The organism is Octadecabacter temperatus, from assembly GCF_001187845.1.
Lineage (GTDB): Bacteria > Pseudomonadota > Alphaproteobacteria > Rhodobacterales > Rhodobacteraceae > Octadecabacter > Octadecabacter temperatus.
Genome location: NZ_CP012160.1, coordinates 1,985,711 through 2,002,486 on the forward strand (window position 1 = coordinate 1,985,711; position 16,776 = coordinate 2,002,486).

Genomic DNA, 16,776 nt, shown 5'->3' on the forward strand with positions numbered 1-16,776 from the left:
ATAGAATAAAACGTGAACATGGCAAAAGATATCACCTTCACCTGCACCGCGTGCAATGCTTCCACAACCAAATGGTCGGGGCGCTGTGACAGCTGCGAAGCATGGAATACCATCGAAGAAGTTAAGCCCCTGACTGGCGGCCCGAAGTCTAAAAAGGCGATGGGTGGCGGGCGTGGCAAGCAGATCAACCTCACTGACCTCGCCACGCTTGAGGCCGAGCCACCGCGCACCCTGTCTGGTGTAGGTGAGCTGGACCGCACTTTGGGTGGCGGTTTGGTTAAGGCCTCAGCGATTTTGGTCGGCGGTGATCCAGGTATCGGGAAATCAACATTGCTGTTGCAGGCGGCCGCACGGTTTGCCCGCAACGGGTTGAAGGTGCTTTATATCTCGGGCGAGGAATCTGCATCCCAAGTACAAATGCGTGCGCGGCGATTGGGCCTAACGGAAAGCCCTGTGAAACTGGCGTCCGAAACCAACCTGCGCGATATCCTCACGACGCTCGAAGCTGAAAAGCCCGACTTCGTGATTATCGATTCCATCCAAACCATGTGGCTCGATACGGTTGAGGCTGCGCCGGGGTCTGTGTCCCAAGTCCGTTCCGCCGCGCATGAGCTGACAACATTCGCCAAGCAAAACGGCATTGCCGTGGTTCTTGTAGGACATGTCACCAAAGAAGGCACCATCGCGGGCCCGCGTGTTGTGGAACATATGGTCGATACGGTTCTCTATTTTGAAGGCGAACGCGGTCACCAGTTCCGTATTCTACGCGCTGTCAAAAACCGCTTCGGCCCTGCCGATGAAATCGGTGTGTTTGAAATGACGGGCAAAGGACTGGCTGAGGTGAAGAACCCGTCTGCGATGTTCTTGTCAGAACGCGGCGACCCAGCACCGGGATCCGTTGTCTTTGCAGGCATCGAAGGCTCGCGGCCCATGCTGTGTGAATTTCAGGCGCTTGTCTCGCCCTCCCCCCATTCGCAACCGCGTCGTACGGTTGTTGGCTGGGACGGTTCGCGTCTTGCGATGATCCTCGCTGTCCTCGAATCCCGTGCGGGTGTGCCGTTTACCGGCCTAGATGTGTACCTAAACGTCGCTGGCGGCATGCGCGTAACCGAACCAGCGGCTGATTTAGCCGTTGCCGCTGCGCTAATTTCCGCCCGTGAAGACGCGGCGCTACCTAAAGATTGTGTTGTTTTTGGCGAATTAAGCCTCTCTGGTGGCCTACGGGCCGCACCTCAGACGGAAAATCGGTTGAAAGAAGCGTCAAAACTTGGTTTTACCTCCGCTATTACTCCGGTTCGTGCGAAACGTGGCGGGGATAGCGGTGTAACGATGCGTGAAATGCGTGACTTGCACAGCTTCGTGGAACAAGTATTCGGGGAAAGATAACCCCGCACAGCAAGACAAGGCGACAAATTCATGGGCGATTTCACCATCATCGACGGCGTGGTCGCCATTGTTATTATTCTGTCGGCACTGCTGGCCTATTCACGCGGCTTCGTGCGCGAGGCACTGGCCATCATGGGCTGGATCGTTGCCACGGTCATGGCATTCATCTTTGCGGATCAAGTCACACCACTCGTGCGTCAGATCCCCGTTGTTGGCGATTTTATCGGTGACAGCTGTGAACTCAGCGTGATTGCAGCCTTCGCTGCCGTATTCGCTGTGGTTCTTGTGATTGTCTCAATCTTTACGCCACTGTTCTCATCGTTGATCCAGCGATCCGTTTTGGGCGGCTTGGACCAGGGCCTCGGGTTCTTGTTCGGCGCATTGCGCGGCATTTTGTTGGTCGCTGTGGCGTTCTTTGTCTATTCAACCGTTCTGCAAAGCCAGAACATCCCAATGGTCGAAAACAGCCGCGCGATTGCAGTGTTCTCAAATATGACGGGCAGCATCGAAGAGCGCGACCCAGAAGCCGCACTCGGCTGGATCACAACGCAATACGAACAACTCGTTGGTGAATGTGGTGAGCCTGTTGAAGAAGTCGAAGCGGCACCCGCTGAAAACTAAGGCCTAGCGCCCGCGAACTGCGCGGGCCAATCCGATCACAACCAGTAGAGCGGCTGACACGAAATAGGCAGGAACGCCGAGTTCGATGAAGTCCTGCATTTTGCGAAATGCCTCAATCGGGTTGCCGCCTTCTGGCAATGGCAATCCCATTTCTTGTGCTTGGCCGCGTGCGTTCAGGACGGTCTCAGCGATGAGCGCAAATGGGATCCCGCCAGCAACCAACATCAAGACACCTGCTGAGCGCTGCAAAATAATGGCAACCGCAGCTAAGCCAGCAAGAGCAAAGCTTGCAAAGAACGCCCAGCCCCGCCACGGCAGGTCCGTGAGCGAAATTTTGTCACCCAGCATGCTGTAGGGGCTCATGTCTTCCCCGAAAATTGACATCCACGGCATGAAAAATGATCCCGCCATGATCGCTGCTACGACTAGTCCAAGCATAAAACCTCCTGCTTTTGGGTGACCCTAGCGTTGCCAATAGCCAACAGCCAAGCCCAAGTTACTTTCTTCTTTATCCTTACGTGACACTTTCACGACAAAGGGTTAAACCCCCCTCAACGCAAACCCTCGGATTCGGAGCTGCCCCCGTGCCCATGAGCCTTCGCGACCAAATGCCCCCTGCCCATCCTTTTGATGACGATAAATTAAAAGAAGAATGTGGTGTCTTCGGCGCCGTGGGGGTTGAAAACGCAGCCTCTGTCGTCGCCCTTGGCCTTCACGCCCTGCAACACCGCGGCCAAGAAGCGGGTGGCATTGTCACCCACGACTTCGCCCACGGTTTTAGTTCAGCGCGCCGTTTCGGATATGTCCGCGACAACTTTACCGACGCAGAAACAATGGCCACCCTGCCCGGCCCGATCGGAATTGGCCATGTGCGCTATTCCACGGCTGGCTCTAAGGGTGCGACGCAAATTCGCGACGTGCAGCCCTTCTTTGGTGAATTTTCCATGGGCGGTGCTGCGATTGCGCACAACGGCAACATCACCAATGCGCTGGCCCTTCGTAAAGAACTGGTCGAACGCGGCTCAATTTTCCAAAGCTCATCTGACAGTGAATGCATCATTCACCTGATGGCGCGGTCTATGGGCAAAAAGATTCCGGATCGTATGGAAGAAGCCCTGCGCAAGGTTGAAGGCGCGTTTTCCGTCGTCGCCATGACCCGCACCAAATTGATCGGCTGTCGTGATCCGTTGGGTGTACGCCCATTGGTTCTTGGACAGCTTGGCGATGGTTGGGTTCTGGCGTCTGAAACCTGCGCACTGGATATCATCAACGCCACCTTCGTGCGTGAGATTGAACCGGGCGAAATGGTTGTTATCAACAGCAAAGGCGTTGAATCCCACTTCCCATTCCGCCGCGCCAAGTCCCGTTTCTGCATTTTCGAACACGTCTATTTCAGCCGCCCAGATTCAATTCTTGGCGGCCGTTCTGTTTATGAAACACGCGAAAACATTGGACGCGAGCTGGCAAAAGAAAACCCCGTTGATGCGGACCTCGTTTGCCCTGTTCCGGATTCCGGCACCCCTGCGGCGATCGGGTATAGTCTTGAATCAGGTATTCCCTACGCGATGGGCATCATCCGTAACCAATATATGGGCCGCACGTTCATTGAACCATCCGAGAGCATCCGCAACATGGGTGTCCGCCTGAAACTCAACGTGAACCGTGCGCTGGTGAAGGGCAAACGCATCATTCTTGTGGATGACAGCGTTGTGCGTGGCACCACGTCCCGCAAGATCAAGGAAATGATCCTTGAAGCGGGTGCAGCCGAAGTTCACTTCCGCATTGCGTCCCCACCAACGGCATGGCCGTGTTTTTATGGCGTCGACACGCCCCAGCGCGAAAAGCTGTTGGCGGCCACGATGACTGAGGAAGAAATGCGCACGCATCTTGGTGTCGACTCGCTGAAATTTATCTCGCTCGACGGGCTGTACCGCGCTGTTGGTCAGGCCAAACGCGATAATGCCTCACCGCAGTATTGCGATGCGTGCTTTAGTGGCGAATACCCCGTGAAGCCGGCAGATATGCTGGAACAGGGATTTGAGATGAAAACCGCTGCCGAGTAACCCTTTACTTTAACTAAGAAATCTAACTTTGAAACGCCCCTGATTGCGTCTGGGGTGCTTCGCTGCAGATGGCGCACCGCGCCGCATCATCGGCTAGTTTACGCCGACGTTAAGCTGCAAAGCTCGACATTGCTGCATCGCAGCATTACCTGCGCCTTTGGATTATCAAAGGCCAAATCAATGTCGACCGAGACCACAAGCCCAGAAACTGCACAAAGCGCGACGCATTTCGATGCGATCGATCTGTCCAAACCCCAACTTTTGGGGTTGTTTAGCGGCGGCGACGGGCCGCGTGCATTGCTGCGCTCACCCGACGGAACCATCACGACTGCATCCGTTGCAGATGCGACCCCCTTGGGCGAAGTCGTCGCGATTACGGACACCTACGTTCTGCTGCGGGACGCAGACGCGACTATTCGCCGCCTGATGATGCCCGTCTAAACACGGCTCGCGGGATTGCAAAGCGCCGCCCACACACCTAATGAGACGCCATGAAAACAGCACTCATCACAGGCGCATCGCGCGGTCTTGGCGCGGCATTGGCGGAAGCCCTTGCCCCTACTCACCACATCATCGCAGTTGGCCGCACGACAGGCGCGCTCGAAGACCTCGATGATCGCATCAAGGCCATTGGCGGCGATGCCACGCTTGCGCCGATGGACATCTCAACGGATGCGGCGATGCAACAGCTGTGCCGCTCGATCTTTGATCGCTGGGGCAGCCTTGATTTGTGGGTACACGCTGCCATCCACGCAGCCCCGCTGACCCCCGCAAGCCACATCAACCCCAAGGATTTCGCCAAATCCACCGACATTAACATCACGTCTACATCACGGATGATCTCCTATGTCGCGCCGTTGCTTGGTGCGGACGGTAAGGCCGTCTTCTTTGACGATGCACGCGGCGGTGAAGCCTTTTTCGGCAGCTACGGCGCAACGAAAGCCGCGCAAATCGCGCTGGCGCGGTCTTGGGAAATCGAAACCGCCAAAACCGGCCCACGGGTTCAGGTTTTGACGCCAAATCCGATGCCAACAGCCACCCGTGCACGGTTTTACCCCGGTGAAGACCGCGCGCCCTTGGCGGACCCAAAATCCGAGGCCGCGCGCCTGCTGCCGGACATCCTCGCCTAATAGGTCGAACGCGAGTCTTTGATGCAACGCCTTTAGGGGTGCTTGCATCCTATCTGCGTTGGACCATTGCCGCACTCTGTCCCCTGTCTTAACAAGGCATAAAAAGGGGCAAATCATGCGTATTCTCATTACCAACGACGACGGTATCAACGCCCCAGGTCTGGCTACGCTTACGGCAATCGCACATGAGGTTGCGGGACCGAGTGGCGAAGTCTGGACAGTCGCCCCTGCGTTTGAGCAATCCGGCGTTGGCCATTGCATCAGCTACGCCGCCCCCACCATGATCGCCAAACTGTCTGATCGCCGATATGCCGCCGAAGGCTCCCCCGCTGACTGCGTGTTGGCTGGCCTTTACGACGTGATGAAGGATGCCAAGCCTGATTTGATCCTGTCCGGTGTGAACCGTGGCAACAACGCCGCCGACAACACGCTTTATTCCGGCACCATCGGCGCGATCATCGAGGCCGCAATCCAAGGCGTGAAAGGCATCGCCCTCAGCCAGTTTTTCGGCCCCGAAAACAAAGGCCTAGATGACCCTTTTGAAGCGGCCGCCAAACATGGTGCCGCGACTGTCCGCGCCATTCTAGACAAAGGCATCTGGACCACGGACGCCTATAAAGTCTTCTACAACGTCAATTTCCCACCCGTCGCAGCCGCCGATGTCAAAGGCATGCGTGTGGCGTCCCAAGGGTTTCGCGAAAACACACGCTTTGGCATGAAACCGGATGTCGCCCCAAATGGCCGCCGCTTTCTTTGGGTTACCGGTGGGCCGCAAGATGAACCGACGGGCGCTGGCACAGACGTCACTGCCAACCTTGATGGGTACACCTCAATCACGCCGATGCGGGCTGATCTTACCGCGCATGACCTGCTTGATGACTTGACGGATCGTTTGACATGAACGCCATGAGCACCCGCGCCGAACTTCAGATGCAGTTCCTGTTCGCCCTTCGATCAAAGGGGGTGACAGATGCACGTGTCCTGACCGCGATGGAAAAAACCGACCGCGCGATGTTCGTGACGGGCCATTTTGCCGATCGCGCCTATGAAGACATGCCGCTGCCGATTGCCTGTGGCCAGACGATTAGCCAGCCGTCCGTGGTTGGGTTAATGACGCAGGCCTTGCAGATAAATCCGCGTGACAAAGTTCTCGAGGTCGGAACAGGATCAGGCTATCAGGCCGTCATCCTCAGCCACCTTGCACGGCGCGTTTACACCGTTGATCGCCATAAAACGCTGATGAACGAAGCGCGCAATGTATTTCAAGCCCTTGATATCACGAACCTTACTGCATTTACCGCAGATGGATCGCACGGGCTACCCGACCAAGCACCGTTCGATCGTATCCTTGTCACAGCCGCAGCAGAGGACCCACCGGGACCACTTTTGGCTCAACTCAAGGTGGGTGGGATTATGGTTTTACCTGTTGGCCAGTCGGACTCCGTGCAGACGCTTATCCGCGTCACACGGTCTGAAACAGGCTTCGAATACGAGGAATTACGCCCAGTGCGCTTCGTTCCCCTGCTTGAGGGCTTGGGAAAAGACTAAATTAGCGTTATAAGGCTGAAAAAGTTGGGCAAAAGACCCGACACATTTGAGGAGCAAGTCATGGGCAACCCGCGTTTTCCAAATTCACGGCGTGTAATGTTCGCATCGGTCGCGCTACTGGCGCTTGCCGCATGTGATGAAGACGGCAACATCCGAGGTCAAAATTTTGACTGGGATATGCGCAACTTGGGCGGTGGGTTTGACACCACAGACGCCGCGCGCAACCTCGCCGCGCGCCCACGCCCTGATGATCGCGGCGTTATTTCTTATCCGAATTATCAAGTGGTTGTGGCCGAACGCGGTGAAACCGTGCGCCAGATTGCTAGTCGTTTGAACCTTGATGCAAATGAATTGGCGGCCTTCAACGGCGTAGATGCCGACATTCCGTTGCGCCGCGACGAAGTTGTGGCCCTCCCTGCCCGCGTTGCTGAACCGTCCCCTGCGACGGGCGCGATCACCAGCGGCCCGATCCAACCACCCGAAGTGAATGTCACTTCGCTGGCGTCTGACGCGATCGACCGCGCAGGTGTGCAAACGACAACGCCTGCTGCTGTAACGCCTGCGCCGCAAACTGGCCGTGAGCCTGGCCTGCACCGCGTTGCACGTGGCGAAACGGCCTTCCAGATTGCGCGTCTTTATGATGTGCCAGTCGCAGCCTTGGCTGAATGGAACGGTCTTGGCAGTGAACTGACAGTTCGCGAAGGCCAGCAATTGCTGATCCCTGTTGCAGGTGCAACACCACCTAGCCCTGCAGCCGCAGCGGCCCCCGTCGTCGAAGCACCAGGCACTGGATCCGTGACACCGACACCGCCAAGCGCTGTAGTGCCACTACCGCCCGTTGATGTGACACCAGAAACGCCGGAAACTGCGCCAGTAGCCCCTCCTGCGCCTGACATCGGCGAGGTGACGACCCCGTCGCCAGCCACGAGCGCACCGTTCATTCTGCCGGTAAACGGATCAATCATTCGCGAATACAATGCAGGTCGCAATGAAGGCATCGACATCGGTGTGCCAGCTGGCACAACCGTTAAAGCCGCAGCTGCGGGTACGGTTGCCGCGATCACGCAGAACACCAATGGCGCCCAGATTATCGTTGTCCGCCACACAGGAAACATCCTGACGGTCTACGTGAATGTCAGCAATCTGACTGTGTCCAAGGACGATAGCGTGTCTCAGGGACAGGGCATGGCCTCTGTTGCGGAAGGCTCACCGAGCTTCCTGCACTTTGAGGTGCGTGATGGGTTGGAAAGCGTCGATCCGGCGGACTACCTGCCCTAAATCGACACACCCTTACGACCCGCAAGGCTATATTTTAATGCCTTTACGACCTGCTAGGTCGACAAAATACTGCCAAGCGACGCGACCGGACCTACTCCCTCGCGTCGCTTGCCATTCAATGGCTTCCGCGCGCAAGGTTTCATCGTCAATCGTGACACCGTGCGCATCGCAATAGCCGCGGATCATCGCAAGGTACTCGTCCTGATCACAGGGGTGGAAACCCAACCACAGCCCGAAGCGATCCGACAGGGATACCTTTTCCTCAACAGCTTCAGACGTGCTGATGGCCGTTTGCTGTTCGTTCTCGATCATGTCGCGCGGCATCAAATGGCGGCGGTTGGAGGTCGCATAAAGAACAACGTTTTCGGGCCGCCCTTCAATCCCACCATCAAGCACCGCCTTCAGCGATTTGTAATGGGCATCGTCATGGCCAAAGCTAAGGTCGTCACAGAACATGATGAACCGTTCAGGACGACCACGTAAAAGCGCCAGACAGCGACCAATGCTGGGCAGGTCTTCGCGTTGAACTTCAACGATCTTCAGGTCTTTGTGGGTCGCCTGAACGTCGCCGTGTATCGCTTTGACAAGAGAAGACTTCCCCATACCACGCGCGCCCCAAAGAAGCGCGTTGTTAGCAGGTAAACCTTTGGCGAATTGCACCGTGTTCTCGTGAAGCGTGTCGCGGGATCGGTTGATGCCGACCAACAAAGACAGGTCAACACGGTTCACCGTTTCAACGGGCTGTAGACGGTCTGGGCCAGCGTGCCAAACATAGGCAGAAGCAGTGAAGTCTGGGACAGCAGCCGGCGCTGGGGCCAATCGCTCCAGCGCCGCTGCAATGCGTCCTAAGACTTCATCGTTCACGTGTTGGCCTCATCGTTTTCATCGATGTCTTCGCCCTCTTCTTCGTCTTCAAACCACAGACCTTCGGCCCGCAATTTCGCTTCGCGCTTTTTCTCAACGCGTGTCACGAGGAAGATGGAGATTTCGTAAAGACCGTAGACCACCACAAACAAAATCACCTGCGTGATAATATCTGGGGGCGTCACCAATGCGGCAAGCAACAGAATACCAACAACCGCGTATTTACGCACGTTGCGCAGGCCCTCAGCGCTGACCAAACCAGCCTTGCCCATCAGGGTTAGCAGCACAGGTAGTTGGAAACACATGCCAAAGGCCATGATGAATTTCAGCGTGATATCGAGGCTTTCGTTCACCTTACCGAAGAAGGTAATGCGAATGCCCTCGGCCACAGGCGCAGCTTCTGGCACGTTCTCAGGCAGATCGCCTGTAACAGAACGCATCAGGTCGGCAATCAGGGATGGAACATCCGCAAAGCCAAGGAAGAACGCCATCGCCAGCGGTGTGACGACGAAATGTGCGAACGATGCGCCAAGCAAGAACATCAGTGGCGATGCGATCAGGAAGGGCAGGAACGCGCCCTTTTCTTTGGAATAAAGCCCAGGCGCCACAAAGCGCCACAGCTGGTACCCGATGACTGGGAACGCCAACACAAAGCCAAACACCATCGAAATTCGGAACAAGGTAAACAGATATTCTTGCGGAGAGGTGTACTGCATCGTCGGGCTTGGATCGCCCAGCTCACGCAATGTCGCTTCAATCGGTTCGAGCAAGAATTGAAGGATCGGTTCGGCAACGACGAAGGCAATAACGATGCCCACGATAAACGCCATGACCGCACGGATCAGTCGCGTGCGCAGTTCAGCCAAATGTTCGATCAGCGGCGCTGCGCTGTCTTCAATGCCGTCTTCGTTTGTGTCGGTATCGCTCATTTCGCGTCCTTGCTCGGCGTCTTAGCCTTCGGCGTGGTTTTCTTGGGGGCAGGCTTTTTAGCAGCCGCCTTCTTCGCAACAGGCTTTTTCTTCGCAGCTGGCTTCTTGGCTGCCGGTTTCTTAGCAGCCGCCTTCTTAGGCGTCGCTTTGGCAGCCTCAGATTTCGCAACCGACGCCGCCTCAGCAGCCTCTTGCGCCTTTTCAGACGCCATGCGGTCTTCGGCGGCTTTCGCCATTGCTTTGTCGATCTTTTCTTTATTGGCAGCGCGCTCATCCGATAGTTTGGATTTCAACGCTTCCGTTTCACCGCCGCCCTTAAGGGTCGACTTCACGGCCCCCTGTGATGCTTCGCGGATCTTATCGACGCCGAACTTTTGCGGGTTTGCAGCGGCTTTGATGGTTTTGTTGATGTCCTTCATGCCCGTTTCATCGGCAGCGGCATTCATTGCGCTGGAAAACTCCCGCGCCATGCCTTTCGCCTTACCAACGAATTGGCCGACCTGTCGAAACAGGTTCGGAAGGTCTTTCGGGCCGATGACGATCAACGCCACGACCCCGACAACCAACATCTCCATCCAGCTTAGATTAGGCATTCTACGCCCCCCGCTCTGTGTAGGTGTTCACAGGTGACTTAAACTTTGTCTTCGTCGGACGGTGTCACGTCTTTAGCGTCTTCAGCGAGTGTTTCTTCAAGCTCTTTGCCGCCATCATCAACGCCCTTTTTGAACGCTGTAATGCCTTTGCCAACTTCGCCCATCAGCGACGAAATCTTGCCGCGTCCAAACAGGACCAGCACAACAACTGCGATCAAAAGAAGACCCGGAAGGCCGATATTATTAAGCATGTATTCTCTCCAAGAGTGGCAGGCGGTTTTGCCCGCATTGGCTTTGCAGAACATAGAAGTAGTGATGCATCTCGTGTTTTGGAAGGGGAAAAGTGCATTTTGGTCCCCTAATACACAAGGGTTTGGCTGGTATTGTGACACTTTTCTGGCAGTTGACAGATTTTTGGCATAAGTTGACTTCAAAGGAGCCTTTCCATGCGACGTGCCGACAGATTGATGAACTTGATTCGACACCTGCGCGACGGGCACTTGCACCGCGCCAGCGACTTGGCTGAGGCGATGAAAGTATCCGTGCGTACAATCTATCGCGACATGGACACGCTGGCGAAATCGGGCGTACCCATTGAGGGGGAGCGCGGCACAGGCTACCGCGTCACAGCCGCAATCACCCTGCCCCCGCTGAACCTGTCGATGGCAGAGCTTGAAGCCTTGCACGTTGGTCTTGCCGCGATGAGCCAAGCACAGGACACCGACCTTGCAGCGGCCGCATCAAGCCTTGCATCAAAACTGGATGGCGTCTTGCCCGAAGAAAACGCCCCACGGTCCTTGGCCGTGTATCCGTTCGCGGACGCCGCACGGGGCTTTCAGCATTTACCCAAAATTCGCAGCGCCATTCGTGCACGCCAAAAGCTACTGATCAATTTGGGGGTGCGTGATCGCACAGTGCGCCCGCTTCAATTGGATTATTGGGGCCGGCTTTGGACCTGCATCGTTTGGTGTGACACGACCCGCAAATTTGACGAGCTACGCATTGACCAGATCACGTCACTGCGCATTTTGCCGAGCTTGTTTGTCGAAGAAGAAGGTAAACGACTTGAGGACTACCGTTCAGGCCGTGCGCGGGAAGATGAAACAGCGGTCGCGCCGGATCATCAACCATAGGATCGTACCCTTCTTGGGCAAGAAGACTGACGGAATGACCGCCTTCATTTCAGTTCCGTCATCCAAGCTGAACTCCACAAGGCTTTCAAACCCCATAAAGCGTGCGCGCTTCACCGTGCCGCGCACAGGCGTGCCCTCGGCGATGGTCGCATTCGGGCCTTTACCGTGGCGGTCAAAGTCGATTTTGACGTGTTGGGGGCGGATAACAATATCCACAACCGTTCCGTCAGCCATGCCTGGCACAAGGAATTGACCAAAGTCAGTTTGCGCCAAAGCGCCGTTAACTTTAGCGGACACACTGTTGATATCACTAAAGAAACCAGCGGCCTCTTTATCAACGGGTGTATTGTAGATGTTATAGGGCGCGCCCCGTTGAACGATCTTACCGTTGCGCATCAACGCGATCTCATCCGCCATGCGCATGGCTTCGCCAGGTTCATGTGTGACCAGTAAAACGGCGGTGCCTTCTGCCTTCAACACGTCCAGTGTTTCATCGCGAATATCGTCGCGTAGGCGGTCATCTAACCCGCTGAACGGTTCATCCATCAACATGATGCGCGGGCGTGGTGCGAGGGCACGGGCAAGGGCCACGCGCTGCTGCTCGCCACCTGAAAGCTCATGCGGGTAGTTGTCGATGTGGGACAGCATGCCGACTTTGCCCAGCAGTTCTTCTACCCGAGCGCGATTTTTTGATGCACGACCTTTCAGCCCGTAAGCAACATTTCCAGCAACGGACAAATGAGGGAATAGCGCGAAATCTTGAAACATCAGGCCGATACCGCGCCCCTCAGGCGGGACACGGTACTTGCCGTCGCAGATCATTTCCCCATCAACGAAGATCGACCCAGACTCCTGCGTCTCAATCCCTGCGATCATGCGCAGCGTGGTCGACTTACCGCAGCCAGACGGCCCAAGCAGACAGGTCACCTGCCCCGGCATCACTGACAGCGACACATCATCCACCACACGCCGCCCACCAAAGCTGCGCATCAGATTGCGAATTTCGAGGCGGGGCGTATCCGTCACTAACTAAGCCTTTAATCCTTACCGAATAAATCGGGTATAGATCGCAGATAGCAACGCACCCAGCTCAGGGCAAGTGTCAGAGCGTCGCGTTTACAGCGCCGCCGTCGAGCAACAGGTTTTGCCCAACGATAAAGCCTGCGTGCTGGGAACACAGAAACGCACAAGCAGCGCCAAATTCCTCACGGGTGCCGTAACGCCCCGCTGGAATGGTCGCTTCGCGGTTTGTTTTGGCCTGATCCATGGAAATGCCCTGCGCCGTACTAACGCCCGTATCCAGCTGGATCGCACGGTCCGTCGCGTGAATACCCGGAAGCAAATTGTTGATCGTGACACCACTGCCCGCAACTTGGCGCGATGTTCCCGCTACAAACCCCGTCAATCCCGTGCGGGCAGAGTTGGACAGGCCGAGCGCAGGAATGGGGGCCTTCACCGAACCGGACGTGATGTTCACGACACGGCCCCAGCCTTTATCAATCATGGCAGGCATCAGTGCCGTTATCAGCGCGATCGGTGTCAGCATGTTGGCATCAAGCGCGGCAATGAAATCATCGCGGTCCCAATCAGACCACATCCCCGGAGGCGGCCCACCCGCGTTTGTCACAAGAATATCAACATCTTGGGCCGCATCAATCACAGCCTTTTGGCCCTCAGCCGTTGTTACATCCGCGACCACTGTCACAACATCAACGCCGTAGGTTTCGCGAATCTCTGCGGCAGTTGCCTCCAGCGCGTCGACACCGCGCGCGTTCATAACCAAATCAACGCCTTCAGCTGCCAATGCCTCGGCACAGCCGCGCCCCAAACCCTTTGATGACGCGCAAACCAATGCCCGCTTACCTTTGATGCCCATGTCCATTGAAAAGTCTCCCGTTTGAGGTCATTAGCTTTCATCAGCAATCGCCCATCACAGGACCGATCGTTGACCATATTTCGCCCCATTTCTAAGGTAAGTTTCTTAGTAATGGCCACCCTTGTTTGAGTAGAGTACCCCGAATGCCTGAAACTGCCCGCAACACCATCGCTGTTTTCGCGTCCGACATGTTCGTTGTCACTGACGGCGTCGCTGAGGGTGACGGCATTGCATTCATGGACGAGCTCGTCCTTGATGACGTTTATCAAATGATCGCGGACACGCCCCGTAAGGCCCTAACTTACGAAAAGGGTGACGGAACTGCGTTTGTGATCGCCGACGACTCCGAGATCGGAGCGCCAGGAAATTTGCTCTACCTCGACTGCGTCATCACGCTTATGGCGCCAGACAGCACAACCTACGAAGCGCTGATCTTGGTTGAAGTCGAAGGCGATGAAGCGGCAGAAGTTTATCTAATGCCACTGGCCAATCTGCAGGCTGAATATGATTACCGCCTTGTCGGTGCGGACCGCGATACGGCTGCGGCCAAGTTCGGCGATGTTGCTTGTGTGCGATTTGCCCGTGGTACGCACATCACGCTGGCATCCGGCGCACAGGTTCCAATTGAAGATCTCAAAATCGGTGACCGCGTGCTGACCCGCGACGCTGGACCGCAAGAAATCCGCTGGATCGGGGAAACCACTTTGCGCGCAGTCGGGGATTACGCCCCCGTCGTGATTACCGAGGGCGCATTGTTCAACACCCGCGACTTGGTTCTCAGCCCCGATCACCGCCTGTTTATCTATCAACGCGAAGACAAGCTTGGTGCTGGCCGATCTGAGGTTCTTGTCAAAGTGCGCCACCTCATCAATGACGACACCGTCTATCAGAAGGATGGTGGGTTTGTTGATTTCTTCCAGATCCTTTTTGACGATCATCAGATTATCTACGCCGAAGGCATTGCCGCTGAAACGTTGCTGGTTGATGCCCGCACCCGCGCTGCTCTGCCGGCTGAGGCAGGCGCGGCCGAACACATGGACGCTCCGCATCGCGATTTCGAAGTGACCGAAAGCCTCGCCAACCGCCCAGATATTGTGTCGCTTTTGAAAAAGGCGTCCTCAAGCTAGTCCTATCAACACGTAGTCTTGATTGCTCTTGTCGAGGTGTCCCGATATAGCGCGACACATGACAAATCGCCCTGACCTTCCCGCTGAAATTGCCCGCCGCCGGACCTTTGCGATTATTTCGCATCCCGATGCCGGTAAGACGACCCTGACGGAAAAGTTCCTATTGTTTGGCGGGGCGATCCAGATGGCGGGTCAAGTGCGTGCAAAAGGCGAAGCGCGCCGCACGCGGTCCGACTTTATGCAGATGGAAAAGGACCGCGGCATTTCCGTTTCGGCCTCTGCGATGTCGTTTGATTACAAACACTTCCGCTACAATCTTGTGGATACACCGGGTCACTCTGACTTCTCGGAAGACACCTACCGCACGCTGACGGCCGTTGACGCGGCTGTTATGGTGATTGACGGCGCCAAAGGCGTGGAATCCCAAACGCAAAAGCTGTTTGAGGTCTGCCGCCTGCGCGATCTGCCAATCTTGACGTTCTGTAACAAGATGGACCGCGAAAGCCGCGATACGTTTGAGATTATTGATGAAATCCAAGAAAACCTTGCGATTGATGTAACCCCAGCCAGTTGGCCCATCGGCGTTGGCCGCGATTTTATTGGCTGTTACGACATCCTGCGGGATCGTCTTGATATTATGGACCGCGCGGATCGCAACACAGTTGCCGAAAGCATTGAGATCAACGGGCTCGATGACCCGAAATGGGAAGAGCATGTCTCAGCTCCCCTCCTCGCGCAGTTCCGCGAAGAGATTGAGATGGCGAAAGAACTGCTGCCGAAACTCGACCCAAAAGCGGTTCTTGAGGGCACGATGACCCCGATCTGGTTCGGCTCTGCCGTGAATTCGTTTGGCGTGCGTGAATTGATGGAAGGGATCGCCAACTACGGCCCCGAACCCCAGCCACAAACCGCACAGCCGCGTACCATTCTGCCCGAAGAAAAGAAGGTCGCGGGCTTCGTGTTCAAAGTTCAGGCCAACATGGACCCAAAACACCGCGACCGCGTAGCGTTCGTGCGGATGGCGTCCGGTCACTTCACCCGTGGGCAAAAACTGACCCACGTGCGCAGCAAGAAACAGATGACGATTTCGAACCCCGTTCTGTTCCTCGCATCAGACCGCGAACTGGCTGAAGAAGCATGGGCCGGCGACATCATCGGCATCCCAAACCACGGCCAATTGCGCATCGGGGATACATTGACCGAGGGCGAAGCGTTGCAGGTTAAGGGCATCCCGTCCTTTGCACCGGAACTGTTGCAGGGCGTGCGCGCAGGCGATCCGTTGAAGTCCAAGCACCTTGAAAAGGCGCTGATGCAATTCGCCGAAGAAGGTGCCGCGAAGGTCTTCAAGCCATCATTCGGTTCCGGTTTCATCGTTGGTGTTGTTGGCCCGCTTCAGTTTGAAGTTTTGGCCAGCCGCATTGAATTGGAATACGGCCTGCCCGTCCGATTTGAACAATCCCAGTTCACATCAGCACGTTGGGTGTCTGGCGACAAAGACGCGGTTGATAAATTTGCTGCGGCCAACAAACAGCACATCGGCACGGACAGTGACGGCGACACCGTTTACCTGACGCGCCTGCAATGGGACATCGACCGCGTTGCACGCGACTACCCAGATGTTGCCCTCACCGCGACCAAGGAAATGATGGCCTAGCCTGAGTCCGATCCGCAACAACTCGCCGATCAGAAAATCTTGTGCTGGTTCACGTGCCGTAAGCGTCTTAGAATCTCGACCAACAGTGACGGAGTTTCCAAATGCCAAAGCCCACAGTTTCAATGTTTGCCCTTTCCGCCCCCCTGACCATCGGGGCGTCTGTTGTTTGGGCAGATGACAACGCGGCCCAATGGGACCTCCTTTCGCAAATCGAAATCGAAGAGATTGTCACTGAAACGTCCTACGAAGTGCGCAAAGTATTCCCGTCTTCCATCGAAAACGGCGTTGAGCAGTTCGACATCAGCGGCTACCTCGTTCCGCTGAATGAAGGCGCCGAGATTTCGGATTTCATTTTGATTTCAGACATGGGCTTCTGCCCGTTCTGCGGATCGCCCGAACACGGCACGTCTTTGCAGGTGTCCATGGCCGCCCCGATTGCCTTTGAAGAAGGTAAACGCGTGACCCTTCGTGGCGCATTGGAAACGGTAACAGATCCCGAAACATGGCAGACCACGCTTCTTAGCGGCGCGCACGCGCTCTGACCCTACGCAACCGCGTCCAGCCTGATGGCCAA

The 16,776-nt window shown here is 56.1% G+C and carries 19 protein-coding genes; 12 read left to right on the top strand and 7 right to left on the bottom strand.

The features are described 5' to 3' along the window. Positions 1-18 precede the first annotated feature (18 nt). A complete protein-coding gene (radA, locus tag OSB_RS09985; RefSeq protein ID WP_049834862.1) occupies positions 19-1,386 on the top strand; it encodes a DNA repair protein RadA in 1,368 nt (455 codons plus the stop codon). A 30-nt stretch (positions 1,387-1,416) separates the two neighbouring features. Beyond that, positions 1,417-2,007, top strand: a complete 591-nt coding sequence (locus OSB_RS09990) for a CvpA family protein (protein WP_049834863.1) — start codon at positions 1,417-1,419, stop codon at positions 2,005-2,007. Positions 2,008-2,010: 3 nt separating this feature from the next. On the opposite strand, the gene OSB_RS09995 is transcribed toward OSB_RS09990, so the two are convergent. Next, the gene (locus OSB_RS09995) at positions 2,011-2,445 is read right to left on the bottom strand and encodes a hypothetical protein (RefSeq protein WP_049834864.1); all 435 of its coding nucleotides are present in this window, start codon (positions 2,443-2,445) and stop codon (positions 2,011-2,013) included. Between the two features lie 152 nt (positions 2,446-2,597). On the opposite strand from OSB_RS09995, the gene purF reads away from it, so the two are divergent. The 6 genes from purF (at position 2,598) to OSB_RS10025 (ending at position 8,026) form a co-directional block, all read left to right on the top strand. Then, a complete protein-coding gene (gene purF / locus OSB_RS10000; RefSeq protein ID WP_074202221.1) occupies positions 2,598-4,070 on the top strand; it encodes an amidophosphoribosyltransferase in 1,473 nt (490 codons plus the stop codon). A gap of 180 nt (positions 4,071-4,250) precedes the next feature. Beyond that, positions 4,251-4,511, top strand: coding sequence for a hypothetical protein (locus OSB_RS10005; RefSeq protein WP_049834865.1), 261 nt, complete (start codon positions 4,251-4,253; stop codon positions 4,509-4,511). Positions 4,512-4,561: 50 nt separating this feature from the next. Continuing rightward, a complete protein-coding gene (locus tag OSB_RS10010) occupies positions 4,562-5,200 on the top strand; it encodes an SDR family NAD(P)-dependent oxidoreductase (protein ID WP_049834866.1) in 639 nt (212 codons plus the stop codon). 115 nt (positions 5,201-5,315) lie between these two features. Next, positions 5,316-6,101: a 5'/3'-nucleotidase SurE gene (gene surE / locus OSB_RS10015; protein ID WP_049834867.1), complete on the top strand. Its 786-nt coding sequence runs from the start codon at positions 5,316-5,318 to the stop codon at positions 6,099-6,101. 5 nt (positions 6,102-6,106) lie between these two features. Then, positions 6,107-6,748, top strand: coding sequence for a protein-L-isoaspartate(D-aspartate) O-methyltransferase (locus tag OSB_RS10020; protein WP_200802542.1), 642 nt, complete (start codon positions 6,107-6,109; stop codon positions 6,746-6,748). Positions 6,749-6,808: 60 nt separating this feature from the next. Then, on the top strand, positions 6,809-8,026 hold the full coding sequence (locus OSB_RS10025; protein ID WP_049834869.1) for a peptidoglycan DD-metalloendopeptidase family protein: 1,218 nt from the start codon (positions 6,809-6,811) through the stop codon (positions 8,024-8,026). Between the two features lie 27 nt (positions 8,027-8,053). On the opposite strand, the gene OSB_RS10030 is transcribed toward OSB_RS10025, so the two are convergent. The 4 genes from OSB_RS10030 to OSB_RS10045 are packed head-to-tail and all read right to left on the bottom strand — an operon-like array spanning position 8,054 to position 10,663. Then, the gene (locus tag OSB_RS10030; RefSeq protein WP_049834870.1) at positions 8,054-8,890 is read right to left on the bottom strand and encodes an ATP-binding protein; all 837 of its coding nucleotides are present in this window, start codon (positions 8,888-8,890) and stop codon (positions 8,054-8,056) included. Continuing rightward, complete coding sequence (tatC, locus tag OSB_RS10035; RefSeq protein WP_049834871.1) at positions 8,887-9,819, bottom strand: twin-arginine translocase subunit TatC; 933 nt, start codon at positions 9,817-9,819, stop codon at positions 8,887-8,889. The genes OSB_RS10030 and tatC overlap by 4 nt, the downstream gene beginning before the upstream one ends. After that, on the bottom strand, positions 9,816-10,412 hold the full coding sequence (gene tatB, locus OSB_RS10040; protein ID WP_049834872.1) for a Sec-independent protein translocase protein TatB: 597 nt from the start codon (positions 10,410-10,412) through the stop codon (positions 9,816-9,818). Before tatB ends, tatC begins: the two co-directional genes overlap by 4 nt. A gap of 38 nt (positions 10,413-10,450) precedes the next feature. Next, positions 10,451-10,663 (bottom strand): twin-arginine translocase TatA/TatE family subunit, encoded by a 213-nt coding sequence (locus tag OSB_RS10045; protein WP_049834873.1) that lies wholly within the window; start codon positions 10,661-10,663, stop codon positions 10,451-10,453. A gap of 195 nt (positions 10,664-10,858) precedes the next feature. On the opposite strand from OSB_RS10045, the gene OSB_RS10050 reads away from it, so the two are divergent. After that, entirely contained in the window at positions 10,859-11,545 is a 687-nt protein-coding gene (locus OSB_RS10050; RefSeq protein WP_049834874.1) for a helix-turn-helix transcriptional regulator, read from the top strand. On the opposite strand, the gene OSB_RS10055 is transcribed toward OSB_RS10050, so the two are convergent. Both OSB_RS10055 and OSB_RS10060 read right to left on the bottom strand, forming a co-directional pair. Beyond that, positions 11,492-12,535, bottom strand: coding sequence for an ABC transporter ATP-binding protein (locus OSB_RS10055; protein ID WP_049836118.1), 1,044 nt, complete (start codon positions 12,533-12,535; stop codon positions 11,492-11,494). The genes OSB_RS10050 and OSB_RS10055 overlap by 54 nt on opposite strands. A 112-nt stretch (positions 12,536-12,647) precedes the next feature. Further along, positions 12,648-13,427 (bottom strand): SDR family oxidoreductase, encoded by a 780-nt coding sequence (locus tag OSB_RS10060; RefSeq protein ID WP_049834875.1) that lies wholly within the window; start codon positions 13,425-13,427, stop codon positions 12,648-12,650. A 137-nt stretch (positions 13,428-13,564) separates the two neighbouring features. On the opposite strand from OSB_RS10060, the gene OSB_RS10065 reads away from it, so the two are divergent. The 3 genes from OSB_RS10065 (at position 13,565) to OSB_RS10075 (ending at position 16,744) form a co-directional block, all read left to right on the top strand. Continuing rightward, on the top strand, positions 13,565-14,548 hold the full coding sequence (locus tag OSB_RS10065; RefSeq protein WP_049834876.1) for a Hint domain-containing protein: 984 nt from the start codon (positions 13,565-13,567) through the stop codon (positions 14,546-14,548). A 58-nt stretch (positions 14,549-14,606) separates the two neighbouring features. Beyond that, positions 14,607-16,202, top strand: coding sequence for a peptide chain release factor 3 (locus OSB_RS10070; protein ID WP_049834877.1), 1,596 nt, complete (start codon positions 14,607-14,609; stop codon positions 16,200-16,202). 101 nt (positions 16,203-16,303) lie between these two features. Next, positions 16,304-16,744 carry a hypothetical protein gene (locus tag OSB_RS10075; protein WP_049834878.1) on the top strand — a complete coding sequence of 147 codons (441 nt, stop codon included), beginning with the start codon at positions 16,304-16,306 and terminating at the stop codon, positions 16,742-16,744. Positions 16,745-16,776: the final 32 nt, after the last annotated feature.